This window comes from Aurantimonas sp. (assembly GCF_964217435.1).
GTDB lineage: Bacteria > Pseudomonadota > Alphaproteobacteria > Rhizobiales > Rhizobiaceae > Aurantimonas > Aurantimonas coralicida.
This window is the reverse complement of sequence record NZ_CAXPJM010000037.1, coordinates 118,493-140,580: the sequence shown is the minus strand read 5'-3', so window position 1 is coordinate 140,580 and position 22,088 is coordinate 118,493. Positions and strand designations below refer to the sequence as shown.

The following is a 22,088-nucleotide window of genomic DNA, read 5'->3' as shown; positions in this document are numbered from 1 at the left end:
CTCAGGCTCCGCTGCCGGCATCGCCGCCGGAACGGCCATTCTGACGCGCCAGGATCGCCTTCACCGCCGCGACCATGTCGGCCTCGTCGACCATTTCCTGTCCGGCCCGCGCCTCGCGCCATTCGGCATTGTCGGTGATCTCGGCGGACAGTTCCTTGCCGAGCGCCAGATCCTTGACCTGCACCTTGCCGGCCGCCTTCTCGTCGTCGCCCTGGATGACCACCACCGGGGCATTGCGCCGGTCGGCATATTGCAGCTGCTTGCCGAACTGCTTGGGGTTGCCCTGGAACACCTCGACGGACACCGGTGTCGCCGTCGGATTGCCGTTCTCGTCGGTGTTCAGCGCCGCGCGCAGCGTCGTCGCCATGGCCTGGTAGTCGGCCATGCGGTCGCGGTCCATCACGGTGACCACCACCGGCCCGGTCCGCTCGGCAGCGTCGAGCCGGCCGAGATTCTTGAGCGCCGTCATCAGGCGGGAGACGCCGATGGAAAAGCCCGTCGCCGGCACCGGCTGGCTCATGAAGCGCGACACCAGCCCGTCATAGCGCCCGCCGCCGCCGACCGAGCCGAACTGGACCTTCTGGCCCTTCTCGTTGGTGACGTCGAACAGCAGCTCCGCCTCGAAGACCGGCCCGGTATAATATTCGAGGCCGCGGACGACGGAGGGGTCGATCGAAACCCGGCCCAGATAGCCCGCACCGTCCAGATACGCCTGGATATCGTTCAGCTCGGCAATGCCCTCGCCCATCCGTCCTTCGCCGGCCTGGCCGGGAAATATGCCGGCAAGCTCATCGATCTTCGATGCGCCGACAAAGCCGAGGATCTTCCCGGTCTGCGCGTCGTCCAGCCCGGCGCCCGGCGTGAAATCGCCCTCGCCTTCCTGCCCGCCGTCCCAGCGTCCCTTGCCGAGCAGCAGCTTGACGCCCTCGGGGCCGAACTTGTCCAGCTTGTCGATCGCCCGGAGCACGGTCAGCCGGCGGCCGGCATTCTCGTCGCCGCCGAGGCCGATCGCCTCAAGGACGCCGTCGAGCACCTTCCGGTTGTTGACACGGATGACATACTGGCCGCGCGGGATGCCCAGCGCCTCCATCGTGTCGGCCATCATCATCGCCATCTCGGCATCGGCCGAGACGTTCGGCGCGCCGACGATGTCGGCGTCGAACTGCATGAACTGGCGGAAGCGGCCCGGCCCCGGCTTTTCGTTGCGGAAGACATAGCCGGCCCGGTAGCTGCGATAGGGCTTGGGCAGGCTCTCGTAATTCTCCGCCACATAGCGGGCGAGCGGCGCCGTCAGATCGTAGCGCAGGCTCATCCACGCCTCGTCGTCGTCCTGCAGCGAGAACACGCCGGCATTCGGCCGGTCGGCATCCGGCAGGAACTTGCCCAGCGCGTCTGTATATTCGAACACCGGCGTCTCCACCGGCTCGAAGCCGTAGGTCTCGTAGACCCGGCGGATCTTCGCCAGCATGGCGTCCTGGGCGCGCAGATCGCTGGCGTCGCGATCGACGAAGCCGCGCGGCACCCGTGCCTGGACCCTCGACGGTTTCTTCTTCTTGTCGGCCATGAATGCGCTGCGTCCAAACGGTTTGACGGGCGCTCGGATGCACCCTTTCCTGCGGGCGATCCCCTACCCCGTGCGCCCGATTTCGGCAAGGCAAGGCGGTTTTGCAAGCGTAGCGTGGTGGGGTGCGGCGTAAACGCGGCGAGACGGCAGATCGGAGAAGCGGAGGGCAACGTCAACGATTTGGCATGGGTCCTCGGGTCAAGCCCGAGGATGACGACCTTGTTGGAGGTCTTCGCTACACTCCGGCCGTTGTGGACCTTTCCAGCGGCTGTGGACCTTTGCGGCGGCTGCGGACTTTTCGATGCCACCGGTTCCGGCGCCTGCACAGACGGTGGCGATTGGCAGCAAAGCTCAAATCTCGGCGTCATCCTCGGGCTTGACCCGAGGACCCATGCCTCGCCATCTCAGCTTCCGCTCCGGTGAAAACCACCAACGCACCCCCGCGCAACACCTCACCACCCCATGCCGCGATAGAGTTCTGTCCACTCCGGGTTCATCGCCTCGCTCAGGTCGATCTTCCATTGCCGCCGCCAGCGCTTGAGGGATTTCTCCCGCTGGATGGCGCTGCCGATGTCGACATGGTCCTCGTACCAGACCAGCCGCGTCACCCCATGGGCCTTCACGAAGCCTTTTGTCAGGCCGCTCTTGTGCTCGTACACCCGGCGCGGCAGGTCTCACGTGACGCCGATATAGAGCGTGCCGTTCTTCTGCGACGCCATGATGTAGACGGTGCCGGCCATGGTCGAAGCGTTGATGGTCGCGGTGGCGGCGTCAAGCAGGGTCTTCTGAGGCGTATGCGGCGGTGGAACCGGCTTGGCATGGGTCCTCGGGTCAAGCCCGAGGATGACGACCTTGTTGAAGGTCTTCGCTAGGCTTCAGCGGCTGTGACCTTTGCAGCGGCTGAGGACCTTTCAATGCCACACGCTTCGACGACTGCACAGACGGTGGCGATTGACGGCATCGCTCAAATCCCGGCGTCATCCTCGGGCTTGACCCGAGGCCCCATGCCTCAGCGCCACAACCGCCGCTCCGGTGACGATTACTGCGATAGCCTGCCGCGACGCCGCAACCGCCGCTGCCGCGACATGCACCACCTGCGCTACACACGCCGGCGACGCCCCCTCACCCCGGCGGCGTGAACGCGTGCCGCGCCGCCGCGCAGTCGTCGCGCATGCAGCACCCGTCGATGTGGTCGTTCACGAAGCCCAGCGACTGCATGAAGGCGTAGACCGTGGTCGGGCCGACAAAGCTGAAGCCGGCCTTCTTCAGGGCCTTTGACAGGCGCGTCGAGGCCGGGGTGACCGGATTGGCGCGCAGCCATTCGGCGGTCACCGTCGCCGGCCGCTCGTCCGCATCCGGCGCGTGGCGCCAGAGGAAGCCCGCCAGCGAGCCGTGCTCGGCGCGCAGCGCATCGGCGCGGCGGGCATTGTTGATCGCCGAAACGATCTTGCCGCGATGCCGGATGATGCGGGCGTCGAGGACGATCCGCTCCACGTCCGCCTCGTCCATCGCCGCCACCCGCGCGATCGTGAAGCCGTGGAACAGTTCGCGAAAGGCCTCACGCTTGCGCAGGATGGTCAGCCAGGAGAGCCCTGCCTGAAACCCTTCCAGGCAGAGCTTTTCATAGAGCCGGTCATCGTCGGCGGTCGGCCGGCCCCATTCCTCGTCATGGTAGCGACGATAGAGATCGTCGCCGCCGTGCCAAGCGCAGCGCAGCAGGCCGTCCGGGCCGCGGATCAGGCCGTCCGGCGGCGGCGCGTCTTGCATCGATGGGTCCATGGCGCAGTTTTCGCAGGCGCCCGTCGAAGTGGCAAGCTACCGTAGCGATGCGCCGCCCGCCGGCGTCAGGCGTTGGTCGAGCGGCCCGACGCGCAGCGATAGCGCTTCAGATGCCATTTCGGCCGCGCCTTCAGATGCTCGACGGCGGCAGCCTGGCCGAACAGGGCGCATTGCATGATGGAACCGTCGAAGGCGACCTGCTCGGGGCGGCAGTCGGCAGGGGCGGAGTTGAGGCAGACGATCAGGGTCAGAGCGATCATGGCAGGGCTCCTATGGCCGGTCCAGCGGCCATGGCGAAGGGGTTGCGATCGCAGCCTTGTGCGACCGGTTCATGCCATTGCGTGCGTTCGTCCCGCATCCGGGTTCTGATGCCCGTCATGGCGCCCTTTGGACGCCGAGATCGAATCTAGCAATTATGTTGCATTGCACAATGCCTGAAATTTCGGCGTGCGCTTTAATTCGGCATAGTGTGGCAGGCATGCTGCGACACCTCCGCGCGCCACATCCGCGTCGGACTCACAACGCCCCCTTAACCACGCTGCGAAACCGCTGCTTAACCTTATGAAACTGTTTCCGTTTTCGAGGGTGTTTCGGACCGGCGCGTTTACCATTCCCTTGCCCTTTACAGCGAGGCTTGGTGTCGAGGCGGCAGGCGCAAGCCGGCCCCAATCCGGCAATCGAGGGACATCATGGCGATACCGATATCCGCCCGGCGCGCACTTGTCGGCCTGCTGGCGATTCTGGCCTGCCCCCCGGCGAGCGAGGCGCAGGAGCGATACCGCAGCCTGCCGCCGGTCGAGATCGCGCCCGATCTGGCCGACCGCTGGCTCCTGCAATTGTCGCCGGGTGACGGCGTCGCCCGCAGCTACCAGCGGGCCGCCGCGTCGGGGGTTGTCCTCGGCGGCCGCCGCGGCGCTGCGGCGCCCTCGGTCGGCACCCGCGTCGTCGTGCGTCCTGGCTACACCCAGCAGCGCGTCCGCGGCCAGGCGCCCGGCGTGCGGCCCGGCTATCTGCCCGGAACCCGCAGCGCCGCACCGGTGACCGGACGCCAGCAGGCCGCACTGGCGACCCGCAACCTTCCCGCCCCGAATGCGGTCGACCCGCAATTCCTGCCCCAGACCGTGCCCTATAGCGGCAAGGAGGCGCCCGGCACCATCGTCGTCGATACCAGGGCGAAGTTCCTCTACCATGTCGGCCGCGACGGCACGGCGCGCCGCTACGGCGTCGGTGTCGGCAAGCCCGGCTTCGGCTGGAAGGGCCGGCATCCGATCACCCGCAAGGCCGAATGGCCGAGCTGGACGCCGCCCAAGGCGATGATTGCCCGCGAACGCAAGAAGGGGCGGATCCTGCCGGCCCACATGAAGGGCGGCGAAGCCAACCCGCTGGGCGCCCGCGCACTCTATCTCGGCTCCACGCTCTACCGGATCCACGGCACCAACCAGCCCTGGACGATCGGCCGGGCGGTGTCCTCGGGCTGCATCCGCATGCGCAACCAGGACGTGATGGATCTTTACGAACGGGTGAAGGTCGGCACCAGGGTCGTTGTGCTCTAACGGCAACAGCCCCGACTTTCCTCAACGGAATGCGGAACTCGATGCGACCAACGCGGCGAGAATGCGTTCAAACCATGGCACAATGACGACAACGAGGCGCGGGATACGGTGGGCTTTGCTCCGCCCCGCCAAACGAGAGGAGCCTCCCATGCAGAACTGGACACGATGGGCCGGAGCCGGCCTGACGGCGATCATGGCCCTGGCGGTGACCGGACAGGCCAGCGCCGAAGACGTGCGCCGCTACGACCATGCGACCAACAAGTGGGTGACCGTCAGCGCCGAGCGCGTCGCCGCCCGCACGCAGCACCGGGCCCTCGCCCAGCGTGGCCCGGCGGCCCAGTATCACCGCCGGCAGGTGCGCATCGAGACGCGCGAGAAGCCGGGCACGATCATCGTCGATTCCCAGCGCAAATATCTCTACTTCGTCGAGGGCAACGGCATGGCGACCCGCTACGGCGTCGGCGTCGGCCGCGACGGCTTCGGCTGGTCGGGCCGGATGAGCGTCGGCCGCAAGGCCGAATGGCCGGGCTGGACGCCGCCGCCGTCGATGATCAAGCGCGAGCGCGCCAAGGGCCGCATCCTGCCGGCCCACATGAAGGGTGGCCCGGCCAACCCGCTGGGTGCACGGGCAATGTATCTGTATCGCGGCGGTCGCGATTCGCTGTTCCGGATCCACGGCACCAACCAGCCCTGGACCATCGGCCAGAACATGTCCTCGGGCTGCATCCGCATGATGAACCAGGACGTCGAGCACCTGTACGAGCGCGTGCCGAACGGCACCAAGGTCATCGTCATCGGCCCCAGCGGCCAGGGCCCGAAGAACGTCTATACCGAAGTCGGCGTCGTGCGCGAAAACGTCATCGCCTCGATCTTCGGCGGCTGAGCCCAGCGCCCGGTCGCTTCGACATCACGGCCCGCCGGCGACGGCGGGTCGTTTTGCGTTAGGGCTACTCCGCCGCGACGAGGCCGGGCTCGCCGCGGGGCTGGACGGCAGCGAGGCTTGCCGGCTTCTCGCCGCCAAAGGCCCAGTCGAGGAGCTCGATCGTGTGCAGGATCGGAATGCCGGTGCCCGAACCGATCTGCGTCATGCAACCGATATTGCCGGTGGCGATCGCCTGCGGCGCGATGCTCTCGATGTTCTTCACCTTGCGGTCGCGCAGTGTGGCGGCGATCTCGGGCTGCAGGATGTTGTAGGTGCCGGCCGAACCGCAGCAGATATGGCCTTCGGGCACGTCGCGAACGGTGAAGCCGGCCTGCGCCAGGAGCACTTTCGGGGCTTTCGTGATCTTCTGGCCGTGCTGCATCGAGCAGGCCGAGTGATAGGCCACCACCAGGTCGGTCGTGTTGACCGGCAGCGGCAGTTCCAGCTCGGACAGGAACTCGGTGACGTCCTTGGCCATGGCAGAGACCCGTGCCGCCTTCTCGGCATAGGCCGGATCCAGCCGCAGCATGTGGCCGTAATCCTTGATCGTCGTGCCGCAGCCTGACGCGGTGATGATGATCGCGTCGAGGCCGTCGGCCTCGGCCGTGCGCGACCAGACGTCGATGTTGCGGCGGGCGAAATCCAGCGCCGGCTCTTCCTGGCCCATGTGATGGACCAGCGCGCCGCAGCAGCCCTCGCCCTCCGGCACCACCACCTCGACGCCGAGCCGGTTGAGAAGCCGCACCGTCGCCTCGTTGATCTTCGGATCAAGCACCGACTGGGCGCAGCCGCGCAGCAGCGCCACCCGCTTCCTGCGCGGCCCTTCGGCCGGCCGCACGCCCGGCGCGTTGACCTGCGATTTCGCCGGCACGGCGCCCGGCGCCAGCTTCAGCATCGCGGCCAGCGGCTTCAGCGGCTTGATCGCATCGAACAGCCCGGCGAAGGGCCGGCCGATGCGCGCCATGACGAGGCTTGCGCGGAACCGCTCGGGATAGGGCAGCGTCATCGCCAGGATCCGGCGGATCATCCGGTCGGCCAGCGGCCGCTCATAGGTCCGCTCGATATGGGCCCGGGCATGGTCGACGAGATGCATGTAGTTCACGCCCGACGGGCAGGTCGTCATGCAGGCGAGGCAGGACAGGCAGCGGTCGATATGGGTGACGGTTTTCTCGTCGGCCGGCCGGTCGTTCTCCAGCATCTCCTTGATCAGGTAGATGCGCCCGCGCGGGCTGTCGAGCTCGTTGCCGAGGGTGACGTAGGTCGGGCAGGTCGCGGTGCAGAAGCCGCAATGCACGCATTTGCGGATGATCTGCTCGGAATGCGCGGTCTCGGGATCGGCGAGCTGCGCGGGGGAGAAGGTGGTTTGCAAAGGTCTGGCCCATGAAAGAGTCTGGAAACGTCGTCGATGCGAACCGCCGGCGCGGCAGCCCGCCTAGCCCATCCGCCCCGGATTGAGCACGCCGGCGGGGTCGAACTGCTGCTTCAGCCGGCTGGCGAGGCCCGCCAGCGGTCCCGGCTGCGGCTGGAAGACGGCGGTCGCCGCCCGCACGCTTTCGGAGGCGCGCACCAAGGTGGCATGGCCGCCGCCGAAGCGCCGGATCGTCTCGCGCACCAGCTCGGCCTCCGGCTCGCCTTCCATGCGCAGCCAGACGAGGCCGCCCTGCCAGTCGTAGAAGGCGTCGATCGCCGCCTGCATGCGCAGGCTCATGACGATCTCGTGGCCGCGCGTCGGGGTGACGGACAGGCGCCAGACCGGCTTGTCGGTGCCGTCGACGAAGGGCCGGATGTCGCGCACGTCGCGCCAGACGGCGCGCGAGGCCTCGCCCTCCAGGTGCTCGACCTTGCCGACCTTCTCGAGCGCGGCGCTGAGATAGGCCGAACGCGCCGCGACCGACGGGCCGAAGCCCTCCAGCCGGATCAGCGTCGCCGCGTCGTTGCCGAGATGGCCGCCGGCGACGCGTGAGGCGACATACATCGGCAGATGCGCCGCGCCCGAGGCCTCTGCCGACGAGCCCATGGCCGCCGCCATGGCGCCGGTCGCCGCATCGTCGGCGAGACCGCGCAGCACGATGGTCGTCTCGGTCTCGGTCTTCGGCAGGACCTTCAGCGTCACGTCGGTCATCACCGCCAGCGTGCCGAAGGAGCCGGTGAGGCCCTTGGAGAGATCGTAGCCGGTGACGTTCTTGACCACCCGACCGCCGGACTTGAACATCTCGCCACGGCCCGACACCGCATGGACGCCGAGGATGTGATCGCGGGCCGCGCCGTGCTTCAGCCGTCGCGGCCCGGCGAGGTTGCAGGCGACGACTCCGCCGATCGTGCCGAGGCCCGGCTCCAGCCCGTGCAGCGGACCGTAGTCGAGCGGCTCGAATTCCAGGCGCTGGCCGGCCTCGTCCAGAAGCCTCTCGATCTCGGCGATGGGCGTGCCGACGCGTGCCGACAGGACCAGCTCTTCGGGTTCGTACAGGGTCACGCCGGCCATGGCCGACAGCGACAGGGTGCGCGCCGCCTGCACCGGCCGTCCAAGACCGCGCTTGGAGCCGGTGCCCTCGACCGCCAGCGGCTCTTCCTGCGACACCGCCGCCGCGACGATGTCGCGGAGCTGGATTGCGGTCTCGGGGCGCAGGATGGACGCGGCGGGGCCGGCCGCGCCGGTCGAACGCAACTCGCTCATGGTCAGAACCTCGGCAGGTCGGGAAAGGCCACCTGCCCCTTGTGGACATGCATCCGGCCGAGTTCGGCGCAGCGATGGAGCTGCGGGAAGACCTTGCCGGGATTGAGCAGATGCTTGTCGTCGAAGGCGCATTTGACCCGCTGCTGGTGGCGCAGATCGTCCTCGCTGAACATCTCCGGCATCAGGTCGCGCTTTTCCACGCCGACGCCGTGCTCGCCGGTCAGGACGCCGCCGACCTCCACGCACAGGCGCAGGATGTCGTTGCCGAACTCCTCGGCCCGGTGCAGCTCGCCCTCTTTGTTGGCGTCGTAGAGGATCAGCGGATGCAGATTGCCGTCGCCGGCATGGAAGACATTGGCGACGCGCAGATCGTATTTTTCCGAGAACGCCTTCATGCCGGCCAGCACCCGCGGCAGCTCCTTGCGCGGAATGGTGCCGTCCATGCAGTAATAATCCGGCGAGATGCGGCCGACCGCCGGGAACGCCGCCTTGCGCCCCGCCCAGAACGACGCGCGCTCCTCTTCCGAATTCGAGACCTTGGTGACGGTGGCGCCGTTGGCGTCGGCAATTGCCGCAACCTCGGCCAAAAGATGATCGACCTCGGCGCCCGGCCCGTCGAGCTCGACGATCAGCAGCGCCTCGACGTCGCGGGGATAGCCGGCATGGACGAAATCCTCCGCCGCGTGGATGGCCGGCCGGTCCATCATCTCCATACCCGCCGGTATGATACCCTTGGCGATGATCGCGGCCACGCACTCGCCGGCCTGTTCGGAGGTGGGAAAGCCGATCAGCACCGCCCGCGCCGTCTCCGGCTTCTGCAGGATGCGGACCGTGACCTCGGTCACGACGCCGAGCAGGCCTTCCGAGCCGGTCATCAGACCAAGGAAATCGTAGCCTTCGGCCTCCAGATGCTTGCCGCCGAGGCGCACCACCTCGCCCTCGATGGTGACGAACTCGATGCCGAGGACGTTGTTGGCGGTGAGGCCGTATTTCAGGCAGTGCACGCCGCCGGAATTCTCCGCGACATTGCCGCCGATCGAGCAGGCGATCTGCGAGGACGGATCGGGCGCGTAGTAGAAGCCCTCGCCTTCCACCGCCTTGGTGATGCCGAGATTGGTGACGCCCGGCTGCACCACGGCGCAGCGATTGTCGTAGTCGATCTCCAGCACCCGGTTGAACTTCGACAGGACCAGCAGCACGCCATCCTCGAGCGGCAAGGCGCCGCCGGACAGCGAGGTGCCGGAGCCGCGCGGCACCACCGGGATCTCGTTGGCGTGACAATATTGCAGGACCCGTGCGACCTGCTCGACCGTAGACGGCAGCACGACGACCAGCGGCATCTGGCGATAGGCGGTCAGCCCGTCCGACTCGAACACGGCCATCTCGTTGGCGGCGTCCACCACGCCCTCGCCCGGCACGATCGCGCGCAGGGCGTCGACGATCGACTGGCGGCGGCCGAGGATCGCCTCGGACGGCTTGGGCATCATCACGGACATCGGCTCACTCCCATTAGAGAGGCGAAACTAGGCGCCGCACGGGCCGGCGTCCACAGGAGGAACGGTAGGCGTCTGCGGCTCAATGACCGTCCTCGCCGCCCTGCATGTGATGCTTGCGGATGCTGCGCACGACCAGCCAGACCCCGAGCAGCGCGATCGGCACGAAGCCGGCGACGAGCACCGTCGCGGAGACCGGCAGTCCCTGATACTCCAGCGCCTTGGCGACATAGCCGAACAGCCCGACGACGTAGTAGCCGATCGCCGCGACCGACAGGCCCTCGACGGTCTGCTGCAGCCGCAATTGCAGCCGCGCCCGCCGGTCCATGGAGGCCAGAAGGTCGCGGTTCTGGTGCTCCAGTTCGACGTCGATGCGGGTGCGCAGGAGGTTTGCGGCGCGGCTGAGCTTCTCCGACAGATTGGCCTGCCGCTCCTCGATGGCCCGGCAGGTGCGCATGGCCGGCCCCATCCGGCGCTTCAGGAAGGCGCTCCAGCTCTCCTGCCCGGCGATCGGCTGCTCGCCCACGGAGGCGAGGCGCTCGCTGACGATCTCGTCATAGGCGCGGCTGGCCCCGAACCGGTACAGCACCGAGGCGGCGGAGGCCTCGACCTCGGCCGCCGCCAGGGTGATCTCCTGCAGGAGCTGCCGACTGTCCTCGTTGCCGCCCTTCATCTCCTCGGTGATCGACATCAGCCGGCTTTCGAGCGAGGCCACCATCGGCCCCACCGAATGGGCGAGCGGCAGGCCGAGCAGCGCCAGGGTGCGGTAGATCTCGACTTCCACCAGGCGCATGGCGAGCGCGCCGGCGCGTTGCGGCGGCAGCCCGTCATCCAGCACCAGCATGCGCGTCATGCCGTCGCCGTCCTGGCGAAAATCCGTCGCCGCATGGGCGAGCCCGCTCTCCATTATCGAATGGCAGTAGCTGGACTTGTCGAAGCTCTCGAGCGCCGCCTGGCCGGCAGCGTCGTTCGGCCGCAACTCCAGATGCACTCCGGCGATGAACGGTCCCGGCGCCTGGAACTCGGCGCCGAAGGGATGGCCTTCGACCGGGTCGCCGAAATGTTCGGGCGGCGGTCCCTCCCAGGAATAGGTGCAGAATTCGGTGTGCCGCTCCCAGCGCAGCTTGCCCTTGCCGAAGGCGAAGGAATGGGTCCGCGCGTCCTTGGCCGGCGGCGGCACGCCGCGGCGCACCGACATTTCGGCGAGGATCGCCAGATCGCTCTCGCCGTGATCCTCGTTCATGAAGGCCAGCACCACGAGCGCGCGCGGCAGCTCGATCAGCGGAAACGGCCTGGCATGCAGCTCGCCGAGGACGGCGGCCCGGCGCGGATCGGTGGGAAAGCGGTCGAGCGACGCCTGGCGTAACGTGATGCGGCCCATCTTTTCCCCTTTGTGGTGCCGCTCTTGCTACCCGATCGGCCAAGTCCGGTCCAAGCAGGAATTGCGATTGTCGACAAACCGGCTCAGAACGTTTCCAAACTGCAACGTTGCCGACGCCGCCGCCAATGTGCGACGAAGGACGTACGAGGAGAAGCCATTGAGCGAGAATGCCGTTCGCAGCGAGACCCGTCCGCAAGTCGCGCTGTTCGTTACCTGTCTGGTCGATCTGTTCCGTCCGAGCGTCGGCTTCGCGGCCATCAAGCTTCTGGAAGAATCGGGCTGCGACGTCGTCGTCCCGACGGCCCAGACCTGCTGCGGCCAGCCGGCCTACAATTCCGGCGACCGGGCCGACACGAGAGCCATCGCCGAACAGGTGATCGCCACCTTCGAGGGCTTCGACTACGTGGTCGCCCCCTCGGGATCGTGCGGCGCCATGCTGAAGAAGCACTATCCCGAGCTCTTCGCCGGCGATGCCGAGTGGGAGGCGCGTGCCCTCGCCTTTTCCGACAAGGTGTTCGAACTCGTCAGCTTCCTGGCCGACGTGCGCGGCATGACCGGCGTCACCGCCAGGGTCGAGGGCACCGCCACCTATCACGATTCCTGCTCGGGCCTGCGCGAGCTCGGCGTCAAGGCGCAGCCGCGCATGCTGCTCGACAGCGTCGAGGGGCTGGAACTGACGGAACTGCGCGATTCGGAAGTCTGCTGCGGTTTCGGCGGCACCTTCTGCATCAAATATCCCGACGTCTCCAACGCCATCGTCACCAAGAAGGCGCGCAATGTCGGCATGACCGGCGCCGACATGCTGCTGGCCGGCGATCTCGGCTGCCTGATGAACATGGACGGCAAGCTCAAGCGCGAGAATATCGGCGTCGAGGTCCGTCACGTGGCCGAAGTCCTCGCCGGCATGACCGACGCTCCGCCGATCGGCGGCAAGCTGTGAGGCGTCAACGCCTGCAGCGAAGCGGCCGCGCGCTCGTCCCGGCGGCAGTCGCCGCCCCGTGGACGGTCGAGCAGCGCCGCGACCCCGACTTCATGCCCGAATAGGCTCCGCCCCATGCAGATCACTTCGCATACCTTCAAGGCCAATACCGTCAAGGCGCTCGCCGATGTCGAGCTGCAGCGGGCTCTCGGCCATGTCGAGAAGGGCTTCATCGACAAGCGCCAGACCGCCGTCGACGCCCTGCCCGAATTCGACGCCCTGCGTGACAACGCCGTCGCCATCAAGAACCACACGCTGAAGCATCTCGACCTCTATATCGAGGCCTATGTGGCCAAGGTCGAAGCCTCCGGCGGCATTGTGCATTTCGCGGAGGATGCGGACCACGCCCGCAAGATCTTCCTCGACATCGCCAAGAAGCGGAACGCCAAGACCGTCACCAAGGGCAAGACGATGATCTCCGAGGAGATCGGCCTCAACGCCTTCCTGGAAGAGAACGGCATCGTGCCGGTCGAGACCGATCTCGGCGAATACATCATCCAGCTGCGCGGCGAGCATCCGAGCCACATCATCGCCCCGGCCGTCCACGTGACCCGCGATCAGGTCGAGGCGGATTTCCGCCGCGTCCATGTCGATCTCGACCCGAACCGCAATCTGGTCGAGCCGGAGACGCTGCTCGGCGAGGCCCGCCAGATCCTGCGCCGCAAATATGCCGAGGCCGACATCGGCGTGACCGGTGCGAACTTCCTGATCGCCGAGACCGGCTCGTCGGTCATCGTCACCAACGAGGGCAATGGCGACCTCACCCAGCTTCTGGGCAAGTGCCACGTGGTGCTGGCCTCGATCGAGAAGCTGGTGCCGACGCTGGAGGACACCGCCCAGATCCTGCGCATCCTGGCGCGCTCGGCGACCGGCCAGGACATGAGCGTCTACACCACGCTTTCGACGGGTCCGAAGCGGGACGCCGATCTCGACGGGCCGGAGGAATACCACGTCATCCTCCTCGACAATGGACGCTCCAACATGCTCGGCACCGAGTTCGAGGAAATGCTGCGCTGCATCCGCTGCGGCGCCTGCATGAACCATTGCCCGGTCTATCACGCCGTCGGCGGTCACTCCTATGGCTGGGTCTATCCCGGCCCGATGGGCGCGGTGCTGACGCCGTCGCTGATCGGTGTCGACAAGTCCGGCCATCTGCCGAACGCCTCGACCTTCTGCGGCCGCTGCGAGAGCGTCTGCCCGATGCGCATTCCGCTGCCCAAGATGATGCGGCACTGGCGCGAGAAGGAGTTCGAGAGCCATCTGCAGCCCAGGACCCAGCGCACCGGCCTCGGCGTCTGGGCGTTCTTCGCCCGGCGGCCGGCGCTCTACCGGGCGGCGGTGTCGATGGCGATGCCGCTCCTGAAGCTGGCGGCCGGCCGCAAGCGGCGCTTCGCCTCGCTGCCGCTGGCCGGCGGCTGGACCAAATGGCGCGACCTGCCGGCGCCCGAAGGGCGCACCTTCATGCAGCAATACGCCCAGAAATCCCATGCGACGACGGGGGACAAACGATGAGCGCATCCACCCGCGAAGCCGTCCTCGGCCGGATCCGCCGCTCCAATGGCGCCCGTCCCAACGACCCCGAGCGCAGGCGCATCGTCGAGGAACGCATGGCCGGCGCGCCCGTCGGCATCGTGCCCCGGCGCGGCCAGTTGCCCCAGGACGAGCAGGTGGCGCTGTTCATCCGCATGGCCGAGCGGGCCAACGCCACCACCGCGCGGATTGCCGGCTATGGCGACCTGGCCGGCGAGGTCTCCCGCTGGCTGCGCGAGAACAATTTCCCCGCCGATCTCAGAATGTCCGAAGACCCGCGCTTCGCCGACGCCGATTTCGACGCCACGTCCCTCACCATCCGAAAGGGCGTCAGCGACGGCGACGATCTCAACGGCCTCTCCCATGCCGAGACCGCCATCGCCGAGACCGGCACGCTGGTCCTCGTCTCCGGTCCACAGAACCCGACCAGCCTCAACTTCCTGCCGGAAAACCACATCGTCGTGGTGAAGGCCGACAGCATCGGCGGCGAGATGGAAGCCGTCTTCCCCATGTTGCGCGCGCGCTATGGCAAGGGCGAGATGCCGCGGTCGCTGAATTTCGTCACCGGCCCGTCGCGCTCCGGCGACATCGAGCAGACGCTGCTTCTGGGCGCCCATGGCCCGCGCGCTCTGCACATCGTCATCGTCGACTGACGCGGCGAGCGGCGGCTTGCGCCGACCGCGCATGACGCAGGGGAGATATTTCCGCCGGAGCGGATGAGTTTTGCCCCAAACCGGGCTAGGCTTTCCCTCCCGCGCCCGTACCGGATGCGGCCAAGGGAGGCAGCGATGACCGGATGGACTTGGACGGCCCTTGCGGCGATCGTGGTCACGGCAGCGCTTCCCATGGGATCCGCCAGCGCGGCGTCCTGCCGGGACTTTCCCGGCCTGCGCTCGCAGGAATCGGCACGGTCGGTCACCGTGACCTTCGTGAACCGCACCGGGGAATATCGCAGCGTCGATTGCCTCGACTTCGACGGACAGCCGGTCAGCTACGCCAGCCTCAATCCCGGCGAGAGCTTCCGGGTCGAGACCTATCGCACCCACCCCTGGATGCTGACCGACGGCCCCGGCAATTGCATCGAGATCTTCATGCCCGGACGCCGCGACGCGCAACGCTTCGACATCACGGTCCCCTCGGACGGAAGCGGCGGCGACTGACGCTTCTTGAGCGGCGAGACCGGGCGCCGGCACCACATTCCGGATGGCCAGCCCGTGCCGACGCAACCCCGCTTGACGGCGCCGCCACCGAATGGCTCTCTTCCGCATCCCGGTCGCCAGCGGAGCGTTCATGCCCATCGATCCCGCCACGCTTGCCGCCTTCGCGCTGGCCTCGCTGATCCTTCTCGTGATCCCCGGCCCGACGATCATCATGGTCGTCGGCCAGGCACTGGCGCATGGGCGCAACGTCGCGCTGGCCAGCGTGCTGGGTGTGGGACTTGGCGATCTGGTGGCGGCCAGCCTGTCGCTGATCGGCGTCGGCGCGCTTCTTTCGGCTTCGGCCGCGGCCTTCGTCGTCCTGAAATGGGTGGGGGCGCTCTATCTGGTCTGGATGGGCCTGCGCATGTGGCGCAGCACCCTGTCGCGGGCTTCGCTGGCGCCGAACGATCTCGATCCCGCCGCCGCGGGACTGCCGGAGGCAGGCACGGTGCGGCCCACCCACATCTTTCGCGACGCTTTTCTGGTCACCGTCTTCAATCCCAAGGGGATCGTGTTCTTCGTGGCCTTCGTGCCGCAGTTTCTCGATCCCGGCCGGCCTTACTGGCCGCAGGCGACCATCCTCGTCGCGCTCTTCGTGCTGCTTGCGGCCGGCAACGCCTTTCTCTATGCGCAGCTCGCCGTGCGGGCCCGCGATCTCATCCGCCGCCCGTCGGTGATGCGCTTCGTGGTCCGCATCGGCGGCTCCTGCCTGATGGGCGCCGGCATTGCCGCGGCACTGGTCGCCCGGCCGGCCTGACGCGCCGCCCGGCACCGGCAGAATTCGCTCCGGCGTGGAACAGGGTGCCGGTGACGCCGTTTCGTTGGCAATTCCGAATGGAGCATCCGAGATGAAGACGCTGAACGAATCCGCCATGGACAATGCCATGCACGCAGGCCCGCGCGACCGCGCCGAGGAAAAGGATGCGAACGACAACGCCGCCTCCGGTGGCGGCGACCGGCCGATGACCGACGAGGAAGAACTCGACGAGGCGCTGGACGAGACCTTCCCGGCCTCCGATCCGGTCGCGCCGAGCCGCATCGACGGTCCGATCAAGCCGTAACACCAGCAGACGCAAAAAAGCGCCGCGCGACCTTGAGGGCTGCGCGGCGCTTTTCATGCGCGGTAAGAAAGAAGGCCGGCGGGGGCGATCCCGCCGGCCTTTGTCGGTCCGGTCAGTTCTGGACGGACTGCACCGAGCCGCCATCGACCCGCATGTTCGAGCCGTTGATGAAGGAGCCGCGCTCCGAGACGATCAGCGCGATCGCGGCGGCGACTTCCTCGGCCCGGCCGCGGCGCTTCAGCGCGATGCCCGGACGCTCCTCGTCCAGGAAGCTCTCGACGGCTTCCTCGAAGGAGACGCCCAGTTCCTTGGAGCGCTTCTCCATCATGCCGTCGGTCATCTGTGTCTCGATGAAGGCCGGCGAGACAGTGTTGCAGAGGATGCCGTGCTCGGCTTCCTTGTAGGAGAGGTTCTTCACGAAGGCCGCCAGCGCCGCCTTGGCGGTGTTGTAGGTCGCCTCGTCCCAATAGGGCTGCACGGCGTTTTCCGAGGTGATGCAGACGAAGCGGCCCCAGCCGTTGGCGCGCATGGTCGGGAAGGTCGCGCGGGCGACGCGCACCGCCGACATGAAGTCGATCTCCCAGGCTTCCAGATAATCGGCGTCGGCGACCTCCAGCGGATGCCCCTTGGCGCCGGTGATGCCGGCCGTATGCAGGACGATGTCGATCCGGCCGAAGCGATCCAGCGCCTGCCTGGCCATCGCATCGACGGCCGCCTGGTCGGTCACGTCCGCCGCCACGCAGATATAGTCCGCGTCGAGGGAGGCGGCGTCCTTTTCGAGCCGCGTGATCTCCTTGTCGGAGAGCACCAGCTTGCAGCCTTCCGCGGCGAGGATGCGGGCGGTTTCGAAGCCCATGCCGTCGGTGGCGCCGGTGATCAGCGCGACACGATCCTTGATCTGGAGATCCATGCGGTGTCCTTGCTTTGTGTCTGAGGGTTTCGCGTGACAATGACTGCGGGGAGATTAGGTTTCGCCGCCATGCGGACACGATGCCGCATCCGGGCCGTGCCACGGCCCGAGGGAAGGACGATTCGAGACATGCCCAACCACGACTTCAAGAGCCCGCGCCTGTATCTCGACGCGGATCTGGTCGCCGAGACCCCGGTGCCGGCAACGCCGGTTCAGGCCAACTACCTCCTCAACGTCATGCGGCTCGGCGAGGGTGCGCAGGTGCTGGCCTTCAACGGCCGCGACGGCGAATGGCGCTGCGATCTGGTCAAGGCGGCCAAGAAGAAGCTCGACCTCGTCCCGCGCGAAAGGGTGCGGGACCAGACCCCGCCGGCCGATCTGCATTACCTCTTCGCGCCGCTCAAGCACGCCCGGCTCGACTACATGGTCCAGAAGGCCGTGGAGATGGGTGCCGGCGTGCTGCAGCCGGTGATGACCCAGCATGTGCAGGCGACCCGCCTCAATACCGAGCGCATGCGCGCCAATGCGATCGAGGCGGCCGAGCAATGCGGCATCCTGTCGATCCCCGAATGCCAGGAGCCGGTGAAGTTCAACGACATCCTCGACCGCTGGGACGACGGCCGCCGGCTGATCTTCTGCGACGAACGGGCCGATGCGGCGAGCCCCATCGATACTTTGCGCGCGCTGCCCGAAGGCCCGTACGCCCTGGTCATCGGCCCGGAAGGCGGCTTTTCGGCCGAGGAGCGCGAGCGGCTGAACGCCGCCGACTTCGTCACGGCCATCTCGCTCGGCCCCCGCATCCTGCGGGCCGACACGGCGGCGGTGGCTGCCATGGCGGTGCTGCAGGCCGCGATCGGCGACTGGCGGCAAGGTTGAGGCACGCCGCACTGGCCACACCGTCAACACGAATTATGTTGCGGTCCGAGGGGAAAATCGGCAGTGCCGATATTCCTGTGGCGGGACTCCGCCTGCCGGCAGGACCGGCTGAACCATTCGAAGGACGAGCATGGCGCGCGATACGACCGATCTGACGCCGGTCACCTCGGTCGAGGACCTGACCGCTCATCTGGCGACAGGCGAGAAGCCGGCCTCGCAGTTCCGCATCGGGACCGAGCACGAGAAATTCGGCTTCTACACCGAAGACCTGTCGCCGGTGCCCTACGAGGGCGAGCGCGGCATCGGCAAGCTTCTGGAGCGCATGCAGGCGCTGTCGGGCTGGCAAGCGATCATCGACGACGGCCGCATCATCGGCCTGTTCGGCAGCGCCGGCCAGGGCGCCATCTCGCTGGAGCCCGGCGGCCAGTTCGAGCTGTCCGGCGCGCCGCTGGAGACGATCCACGAGACCTGCCGCGAATCCAACGCGCATCTCGCCCAGGTCCGCTCGGTCGCCAAGGAACTCGGCATCGGCTTCCTCGGCATAGGCTCGTCGCCGACCTGGACCCTCGACGAGACCCCGGTCATGCCGAAGTCGCGCTACGAGATCATGCGCCGCTACATGCCCAAGGTCGGCACCCGCGGCCTCGACATGATGTTCCGCACGGCGACTATTCAGGTCAATCTCGACTTCTCGTCGGAAGCCGACATGCGTCGCAAGATGCAGACCAGCATGAAGCTGCAGCCGATCGCGACGGCGCTCTTCGCCAACTCGCCCTTCACCGAGGGCAAGCCGAACGGCCTCTGCTCCTGGCGCTCCGACGTCTGGTCCGACGTCGACAACCAGCGCTCCGGCCTGCTGCCCTTCGTCTTCGAGGAGAATTTCTCCTATCGCGACTATGCCGAATGGGCCCTCGACGTGCCGATGTATTTCGTCACCCGCGACGGCCGCTACACCGACGTCACCGATGTCACCTTCCGCCAGTTCATGGATGGCGCGCTGAAGGGGCGCATTCCCGATCCCGAGCCGCAGCTCGGCGACTGGACCAACCATCTGTCGACGTTGTTCCCGGATGTGCGCCTGAAGACCTTCCTGGAAATGCGCGGCGCCGATGGTGGACCGTGGCGGCGCATCTGCGCCCTGCCCGCCTATTGGGTCGGCCTGCTCTACGACGAGGCGACGCTCAACGCCGCCGAGGCGCTGACGAAGGACTGGACCTTCGAGGAAGTCTCGGCGATGCGCGAAGCGGTGCCGCGCGACGGCTTCCGCACCCCGTTCCGCGATTCCAGCGTTCTGGAACTGGCCCGCGAGACGGTCCGGCTGTCGCGCCAGGGTCTCGTTGCCCGCAACCGGCGCAACGAGGAAGGCAATGACGAGAGCCATTTCCTCGCCCCGCTCGAAGAGGTCGTCGCCCGCGGCACCACGTCGGGCGAAGAGCTGGTCCGGCTGTTCGAGGAACAGTGGGACGGCTCCATGGAGCGCGTCTTCAAGCATCTGACCTACTGAGCGCCGGCCGGCCGAGCGGCCGCAGCCCCGCCCTTCGACCGTTCCCACCTGTTGCAGCCCGACGCTGCAACAGGTGGTCTTGCTTTGTGATTGGCTTTCCCCCGGCGGTTTGACAGGATGATCGGTCTGTGCCCCGTTCTGCCTGGGCACGCCTGCGAGCGAGGTCGCCATGACGGACTTTTTCGACTGGTTGACGGTAAATGACGGCGGCCTTGGTACCGACAGGCTCGCCGATGCCTTCAAGCTGAGCCGCAGGGAGATCCGCCAGACCACGGAAGCCCTCGCGCCGGCCTTCACACTGGCCCTGCAGCGGGCGATGTCGGACCCCAATGCCTGGTCCGAGGTGTCCCGGCACTTCCTGCCCTTCATGAACGCCGTCGGCACGCCCGGGCCGGAGACCGCCCGCAGCCCGGCGGCCAAGAACCTCGCCGACAATCTGTTCGGTTCGCGCGACATCTTTCTGGAGGTGGCGCGCAAGGTCTCGACCATGAGCGACATCGCACCCGACACGGTCGAGAAGTTGATGCGCAGCCTGTCGGTGATGAGCATTCAGACGATGATGCAGATGATGCTGGCCAACATGGCGCGCCAGCAGCCGGCCGGATTTGCCGAAGGCAACTACCCGGTCGCCATGGCCGAGATGATGCGGCGCAGCGCCAATGCCATGGAAGCCATGGGCCGGCCCTCCGACGAACCGCATCGGCGCAGCGCCCCCGGCGCCATGGGTTCGGACTATCTCACCGGGCTGTTTTCCGACGCGCTCAATGGCCGCCTGCCCTGGCTGCCGCCGAGCACCGGCGAGACCGGCGCCCGCGCCAGGCCCGCGGATCGTACGAACGAGACGCCGGCGGCCTTCGACCCCTTCCAACCCTTCGACGCCATGATGGCGCATTTCGCCAGCGGCATGTCGGGCGCGGATGCGACCGGAAGCGCTGGCTCGCAGCAGCCCGCCGAACCCGAGGCCCGCACGCCCGCACAGGAACCGGCCTCCGAAATGACGAGCGAGGCCGAGGCGTCGGACAAGGCGGCGGGTGGCTTCGACGACCTCGCCCGAGCCGGCATGACCATGCAGGAAGAGTTCGCGCGGCAGATGCTCGATCTGTTCCAGGGCACCGGATCGGCGAAACCCGCCGACGACGCCAGCGACGGACCGGCCTCCGGGGACAGCCGCAAGACCTAGCCGGCAGGAGGGTTGAGCCGGGCGCTGCGTTTCCCTCGCGCCGCCGCGCGCTAGGTCACAGCGTCCAGGGCTGCCCGCCGGGTGGCCCGCCCCGACAACACGGCCATCTCCTTGCTCATCTTCTACGCCTTCATCATCGTCCTCCTGGTTCTCATCAACGGCTTCTTCGCCATGTCGGAGCTCGCCGTCGTCTCGGCACGAAAATCGCGTGTCGAGCAGATGCGCGACGAGGGCCGGCGTGGCGCCGCCAGCGCCCTCAAGCTGATCGAGGACCCCACCGGCTTCCTGTCGACCGTCCAGATCGGCATCACCCTTGTCGGCATCTTCGCCGGCGCTTTCGGCGGTTCGACCTTTGCCGGGCCGCTGGCCGGGATCATCGAGGACTGGCCGTTGATCGGCCCCTATGCCGGCACCGTCGCCTTCGTCGCTGTGGTCATGGTCATCACCTATCTGTCGCTGGTGGTCGGCGAACTGGCGCCCAAGCGCTTCGCCCTCAGCCGGGCCGAGGCGATCGCCATCAAGGTCGCCCCGATCATGGCGGTCATCGCCAAGGTCGGTGCACCCATTGTCTGGCTCCTGCGGGTCTCGACCAACGCCATCACCAGCATCTTCAGCGACGGCGAGCGCGACGATGGCGTCACCGAAGAGGACGTGCGGGCGATGATCGCCGAGGGCACCCAGATCGGCGTCTTCAAGCCGAAGGAGCGCGAGCTTCTGGAAGGCGTGATCCGCATGGCCGACCGCAATGTGCGCTCGATCATGGTGCCGCGGCCGGGCGTCGTGTGGGTGGCGGTGGACGATGGTCCCGAGGCGGTCTTCGAGAAGATTCTGGAGGCCAATCATTCCCGCTATCCGGTGATCGACACGGAGACCGACGACGTCGTCGGCGTCGTCCAGACCAAGGACATGCTGGAGCAGCAGCGGGAAACCGGCACGGTCGACGTCGCCTCGGTGATGCGCGAACCGCTCTATGTCAACGAGACGATGCCGATCCTGCAGCTTCTGGAACGCTTCCGCGCCGCGCAGATCCACATGGCCATCGTCCTCGACGAATATGGCTCCTTCGAAGGCGTCGCCACGCCGACCGACATTCTCGCGGCCATCGCCGGCTCGCTGCCCGAGGGCGACCACCACGACCCGCATGTCGTCGAGCGCGAGGACGGCTCGCGCCTGATCGATGCCGCGATCCCGATCCATCTCCTGGAAAGCGCCATCCCGGAGCTCGAATTCCCCAAGAAGCGGGATTACGAGACCATGGCCGGGCTGGTGCTGGACCGGCTGGGCCATATCCCCGAGGTCGGCGAGCACTTCCAGTGGAAGGGCTGGCGCATCGAGGTGGTCGACATGGACGGGCACCGCATCGACAAGCTCCTGATGATGGCGACGGACCAGGCACCGGCCAGGCCGGCCGAGAGCTGACCCTCGCCCGCCGGCACTGGCGGGCTGAACGCAAAACGCGGCGACCGGACTGGCCGGCCGCCGC

20 protein-coding genes and 1 pseudogene are annotated in these 22,088 nt (G+C 67.5%); 12 read left to right on the top strand and 9 right to left on the bottom strand.

All coding sequences use genetic code 11. The features are described from left to right. Window position 1 precedes the first annotated feature (1 nt). From hisS to ACEQX1_RS14645, 4 genes and pseudogenes are all read right to left on the bottom strand, one after another. Entirely contained in the window at window positions 2-1,564 is a 1,563-nt protein-coding gene (hisS, locus tag ACEQX1_RS14660; protein WP_370193788.1) for a histidine--tRNA ligase, read from the bottom strand. Window positions 1,565-2,016: 452 nt separating this feature from the next. Further along, a pseudogene (locus ACEQX1_RS14655) lies at window positions 2,017-2,304 on the bottom strand (GIY-YIG nuclease family protein). Between the two features lie 382 nt (window positions 2,305-2,686). Then, window positions 2,687-3,331 carry a DNA-3-methyladenine glycosylase I gene (locus ACEQX1_RS14650; RefSeq protein WP_370193787.1) on the bottom strand — a complete coding sequence of 215 codons (645 nt, stop codon included), beginning with the start codon at window positions 3,329-3,331 and terminating at the stop codon, window positions 2,687-2,689. 77 nt (window positions 3,332-3,408) lie between these two features. Then, window positions 3,409-3,603, bottom strand: coding sequence for a hypothetical protein (locus ACEQX1_RS14645; RefSeq protein WP_024349277.1), 195 nt, complete (start codon window positions 3,601-3,603; stop codon window positions 3,409-3,411). Window positions 3,604-4,032: 429 nt separating this feature from the next. On the opposite strand from ACEQX1_RS14645, the gene ACEQX1_RS14640 reads away from it, so the two are divergent. Together ACEQX1_RS14640 and ACEQX1_RS14635 are read left to right on the top strand one after the other, a co-directional pair. Then, a complete protein-coding gene (locus tag ACEQX1_RS14640) occupies window positions 4,033-4,896 on the top strand; it encodes a L,D-transpeptidase (RefSeq protein WP_370196975.1) in 864 nt (287 codons plus the stop codon). Window positions 4,897-5,044: 148 nt separating this feature from the next. Then, the gene (locus ACEQX1_RS14635) at window positions 5,045-5,779 is read left to right on the top strand and encodes a L,D-transpeptidase (RefSeq protein WP_370196974.1); all 735 of its coding nucleotides are present in this window, start codon (window positions 5,045-5,047) and stop codon (window positions 5,777-5,779) included. A gap of 64 nt (window positions 5,780-5,843) precedes the next feature. Here ACEQX1_RS14635 and glcF read toward each other — a convergent pair whose 3' ends face one another. The 4 genes from glcF to ACEQX1_RS14615 form a co-directional block, all read right to left on the bottom strand. Beyond that, window positions 5,844-7,187: a glycolate oxidase subunit GlcF gene (glcF, locus tag ACEQX1_RS14630; protein ID WP_370193785.1), complete on the bottom strand. Its 1,344-nt coding sequence runs from the start codon at window positions 7,185-7,187 to the stop codon at window positions 5,844-5,846. 63 nt (window positions 7,188-7,250) lie between these two features. Beyond that, a complete protein-coding gene (gene glcE, locus ACEQX1_RS14625; protein ID WP_370196973.1) occupies window positions 7,251-8,492 on the bottom strand; it encodes a glycolate oxidase subunit GlcE in 1,242 nt (413 codons plus the stop codon). Between the two features lie 2 nt (window positions 8,493-8,494). Next, window positions 8,495-9,988, bottom strand: a complete 1,494-nt coding sequence (locus tag ACEQX1_RS14620; RefSeq protein WP_187392085.1) for an FAD-linked oxidase C-terminal domain-containing protein — start codon at window positions 9,986-9,988, stop codon at window positions 8,495-8,497. A 79-nt stretch (window positions 9,989-10,067) separates the two neighbouring features. Then, window positions 10,068-11,366 carry a DUF3422 family protein gene (locus ACEQX1_RS14615; RefSeq protein ID WP_009208277.1) on the bottom strand — a complete coding sequence of 433 codons (1,299 nt, stop codon included), beginning with the start codon at window positions 11,364-11,366 and terminating at the stop codon, window positions 10,068-10,070. On the opposite strand from ACEQX1_RS14615, the gene ACEQX1_RS14610 reads away from it, so the two are divergent. The 6 genes from ACEQX1_RS14610 to ACEQX1_RS14585 all read left to right on the top strand — a co-directional run bounded on the left by ACEQX1_RS14610 (window position 11,356) and on the right by ACEQX1_RS14585 (window position 16,135). Further along, window positions 11,356-12,306, top strand: coding sequence for a (Fe-S)-binding protein (locus ACEQX1_RS14610; protein WP_228238453.1), 951 nt, complete (start codon window positions 11,356-11,358; stop codon window positions 12,304-12,306). The two genes, ACEQX1_RS14615 and ACEQX1_RS14610, sit on opposite strands and share 11 nt — an antisense overlap. A 114-nt stretch (window positions 12,307-12,420) precedes the next feature. Then, window positions 12,421-13,857: a LutB/LldF family L-lactate oxidation iron-sulfur protein gene (locus ACEQX1_RS14605; RefSeq protein WP_187392082.1), complete on the top strand. Its 1,437-nt coding sequence runs from the start codon at window positions 12,421-12,423 to the stop codon at window positions 13,855-13,857. Next, complete coding sequence (locus ACEQX1_RS14600; protein WP_370193782.1) at window positions 13,854-14,528, top strand: lactate utilization protein C; 675 nt, start codon at window positions 13,854-13,856, stop codon at window positions 14,526-14,528. Before ACEQX1_RS14605 ends, ACEQX1_RS14600 begins: the two co-directional genes overlap by 4 nt. 135 nt (window positions 14,529-14,663) lie before the next feature. Next, on the top strand, window positions 14,664-15,035 hold the full coding sequence (locus ACEQX1_RS14595) for a hypothetical protein (protein WP_370193781.1): 372 nt from the start codon (window positions 14,664-14,666) through the stop codon (window positions 15,033-15,035). 130 nt (window positions 15,036-15,165) lie between these two features. Next, window positions 15,166-15,831 (top strand): LysE family translocator, encoded by a 666-nt coding sequence (locus ACEQX1_RS14590; RefSeq protein WP_370193780.1) that lies wholly within the window; start codon window positions 15,166-15,168, stop codon window positions 15,829-15,831. Between the two features lie 91 nt (window positions 15,832-15,922). Beyond that, window positions 15,923-16,135: a hypothetical protein gene (locus tag ACEQX1_RS14585; protein WP_370193779.1), complete on the top strand. Its 213-nt coding sequence runs from the start codon at window positions 15,923-15,925 to the stop codon at window positions 16,133-16,135. 112 nt (window positions 16,136-16,247) lie between these two features. Here the strand turns inward: ACEQX1_RS14585 and ACEQX1_RS14580 are convergent, their stop codons facing one another. Further along, window positions 16,248-17,045 carry an SDR family NAD(P)-dependent oxidoreductase gene (locus tag ACEQX1_RS14580; protein ID WP_370193778.1) on the bottom strand — a complete coding sequence of 266 codons (798 nt, stop codon included), beginning with the start codon at window positions 17,043-17,045 and terminating at the stop codon, window positions 16,248-16,250. Window positions 17,046-17,174: 129 nt separating this feature from the next. Here ACEQX1_RS14580 and ACEQX1_RS14575 point away from each other — a divergent pair, with 129 nt between their 5' ends. The 4 genes from ACEQX1_RS14575 to ACEQX1_RS14560 all read left to right on the top strand — a co-directional run bounded on the left by ACEQX1_RS14575 (window position 17,175) and on the right by ACEQX1_RS14560 (window position 22,024). Beyond that, window positions 17,175-17,921, top strand: coding sequence for a 16S rRNA (uracil(1498)-N(3))-methyltransferase (locus ACEQX1_RS14575; RefSeq protein WP_370193777.1), 747 nt, complete (start codon window positions 17,175-17,177; stop codon window positions 17,919-17,921). Between the two features lie 130 nt (window positions 17,922-18,051). Then, window positions 18,052-19,425, top strand: coding sequence for a glutamate--cysteine ligase (locus ACEQX1_RS14570; RefSeq protein WP_370193776.1), 1,374 nt, complete (start codon window positions 18,052-18,054; stop codon window positions 19,423-19,425). A 169-nt stretch (window positions 19,426-19,594) separates the two neighbouring features. Then, window positions 19,595-20,605, top strand: coding sequence for a hypothetical protein (locus ACEQX1_RS14565; RefSeq protein WP_370193775.1), 1,011 nt, complete (start codon window positions 19,595-19,597; stop codon window positions 20,603-20,605). Between the two features lie 111 nt (window positions 20,606-20,716). Continuing rightward, complete coding sequence (locus tag ACEQX1_RS14560; protein WP_370193774.1) at window positions 20,717-22,024, top strand: hemolysin family protein; 1,308 nt, start codon at window positions 20,717-20,719, stop codon at window positions 22,022-22,024. Window positions 22,025-22,088 lie beyond the last annotated feature (64 nt).

Coding starts and splice junctions, on each gene's coding strand:
- ACEQX1_RS14620 (WP_187392085.1), bottom strand. CDS start 9,988: ATGTCCGTGATGATGCCCAAGCCGTCCGAGGCGATCCTCGGCCGCCGC.
- ACEQX1_RS14575 (WP_370193777.1), top strand. CDS start 17,175: ATGCCCAACCACGACTTCAAGAGCCCGCGCCTGTATCTCGACGCGGAT.
- ACEQX1_RS14605 (WP_187392082.1), top strand. CDS start 12,421: ATGCAGATCACTTCGCATACCTTCAAGGCCAATACCGTCAAGGCGCTC.
- ACEQX1_RS14585 (WP_370193779.1), top strand. CDS start 15,923: ATGAAGACGCTGAACGAATCCGCCATGGACAATGCCATGCACGCAGGC.
- ACEQX1_RS14595 (WP_370193781.1), top strand. CDS start 14,664: ATGACCGGATGGACTTGGACGGCCCTTGCGGCGATCGTGGTCACGGCA.
- ACEQX1_RS14645 (WP_024349277.1), bottom strand. CDS start 3,603: ATGATCGCTCTGACCCTGATCGTCTGCCTCAACTCCGCCCCTGCCGAC.
- ACEQX1_RS14635 (WP_370196974.1), top strand. CDS start 5,045: ATGCAGAACTGGACACGATGGGCCGGAGCCGGCCTGACGGCGATCATG.
- ACEQX1_RS14565 (WP_370193775.1), top strand. CDS start 19,595: ATGACGGACTTTTTCGACTGGTTGACGGTAAATGACGGCGGCCTTGGT.
- ACEQX1_RS14640 (WP_370196975.1), top strand. CDS start 4,033: ATGGCGATACCGATATCCGCCCGGCGCGCACTTGTCGGCCTGCTGGCG.
- hisS (WP_370193788.1), bottom strand. CDS start 1,564: ATGGCCGACAAGAAGAAGAAACCGTCGAGGGTCCAGGCACGGGTGCCG.
- ACEQX1_RS14615 (WP_009208277.1), bottom strand. CDS start 11,366: ATGGGCCGCATCACGTTACGCCAGGCGTCGCTCGACCGCTTTCCCACC.
- ACEQX1_RS14590 (WP_370193780.1), top strand. CDS start 15,166: ATGCCCATCGATCCCGCCACGCTTGCCGCCTTCGCGCTGGCCTCGCTG.
- ACEQX1_RS14650 (WP_370193787.1), bottom strand. CDS start 3,331: ATGCAAGACGCGCCGCCGCCGGACGGCCTGATCCGCGGCCCGGACGGC.
- ACEQX1_RS14570 (WP_370193776.1), top strand. CDS start 18,052: ATGGCGCGCGATACGACCGATCTGACGCCGGTCACCTCGGTCGAGGAC.
- ACEQX1_RS14580 (WP_370193778.1), bottom strand. CDS start 17,045: ATGGATCTCCAGATCAAGGATCGTGTCGCGCTGATCACCGGCGCCACC.
- ACEQX1_RS14600 (WP_370193782.1), top strand. CDS start 13,854: ATGAGCGCATCCACCCGCGAAGCCGTCCTCGGCCGGATCCGCCGCTCC.
- ACEQX1_RS14610 (WP_228238453.1), top strand. CDS start 11,356: ATGCGGCCCATCTTTTCCCCTTTGTGGTGCCGCTCTTGCTACCCGATC.
- glcE (WP_370196973.1), bottom strand. CDS start 8,492: ATGAGCGAGTTGCGTTCGACCGGCGCGGCCGGCCCCGCCGCGTCCATC.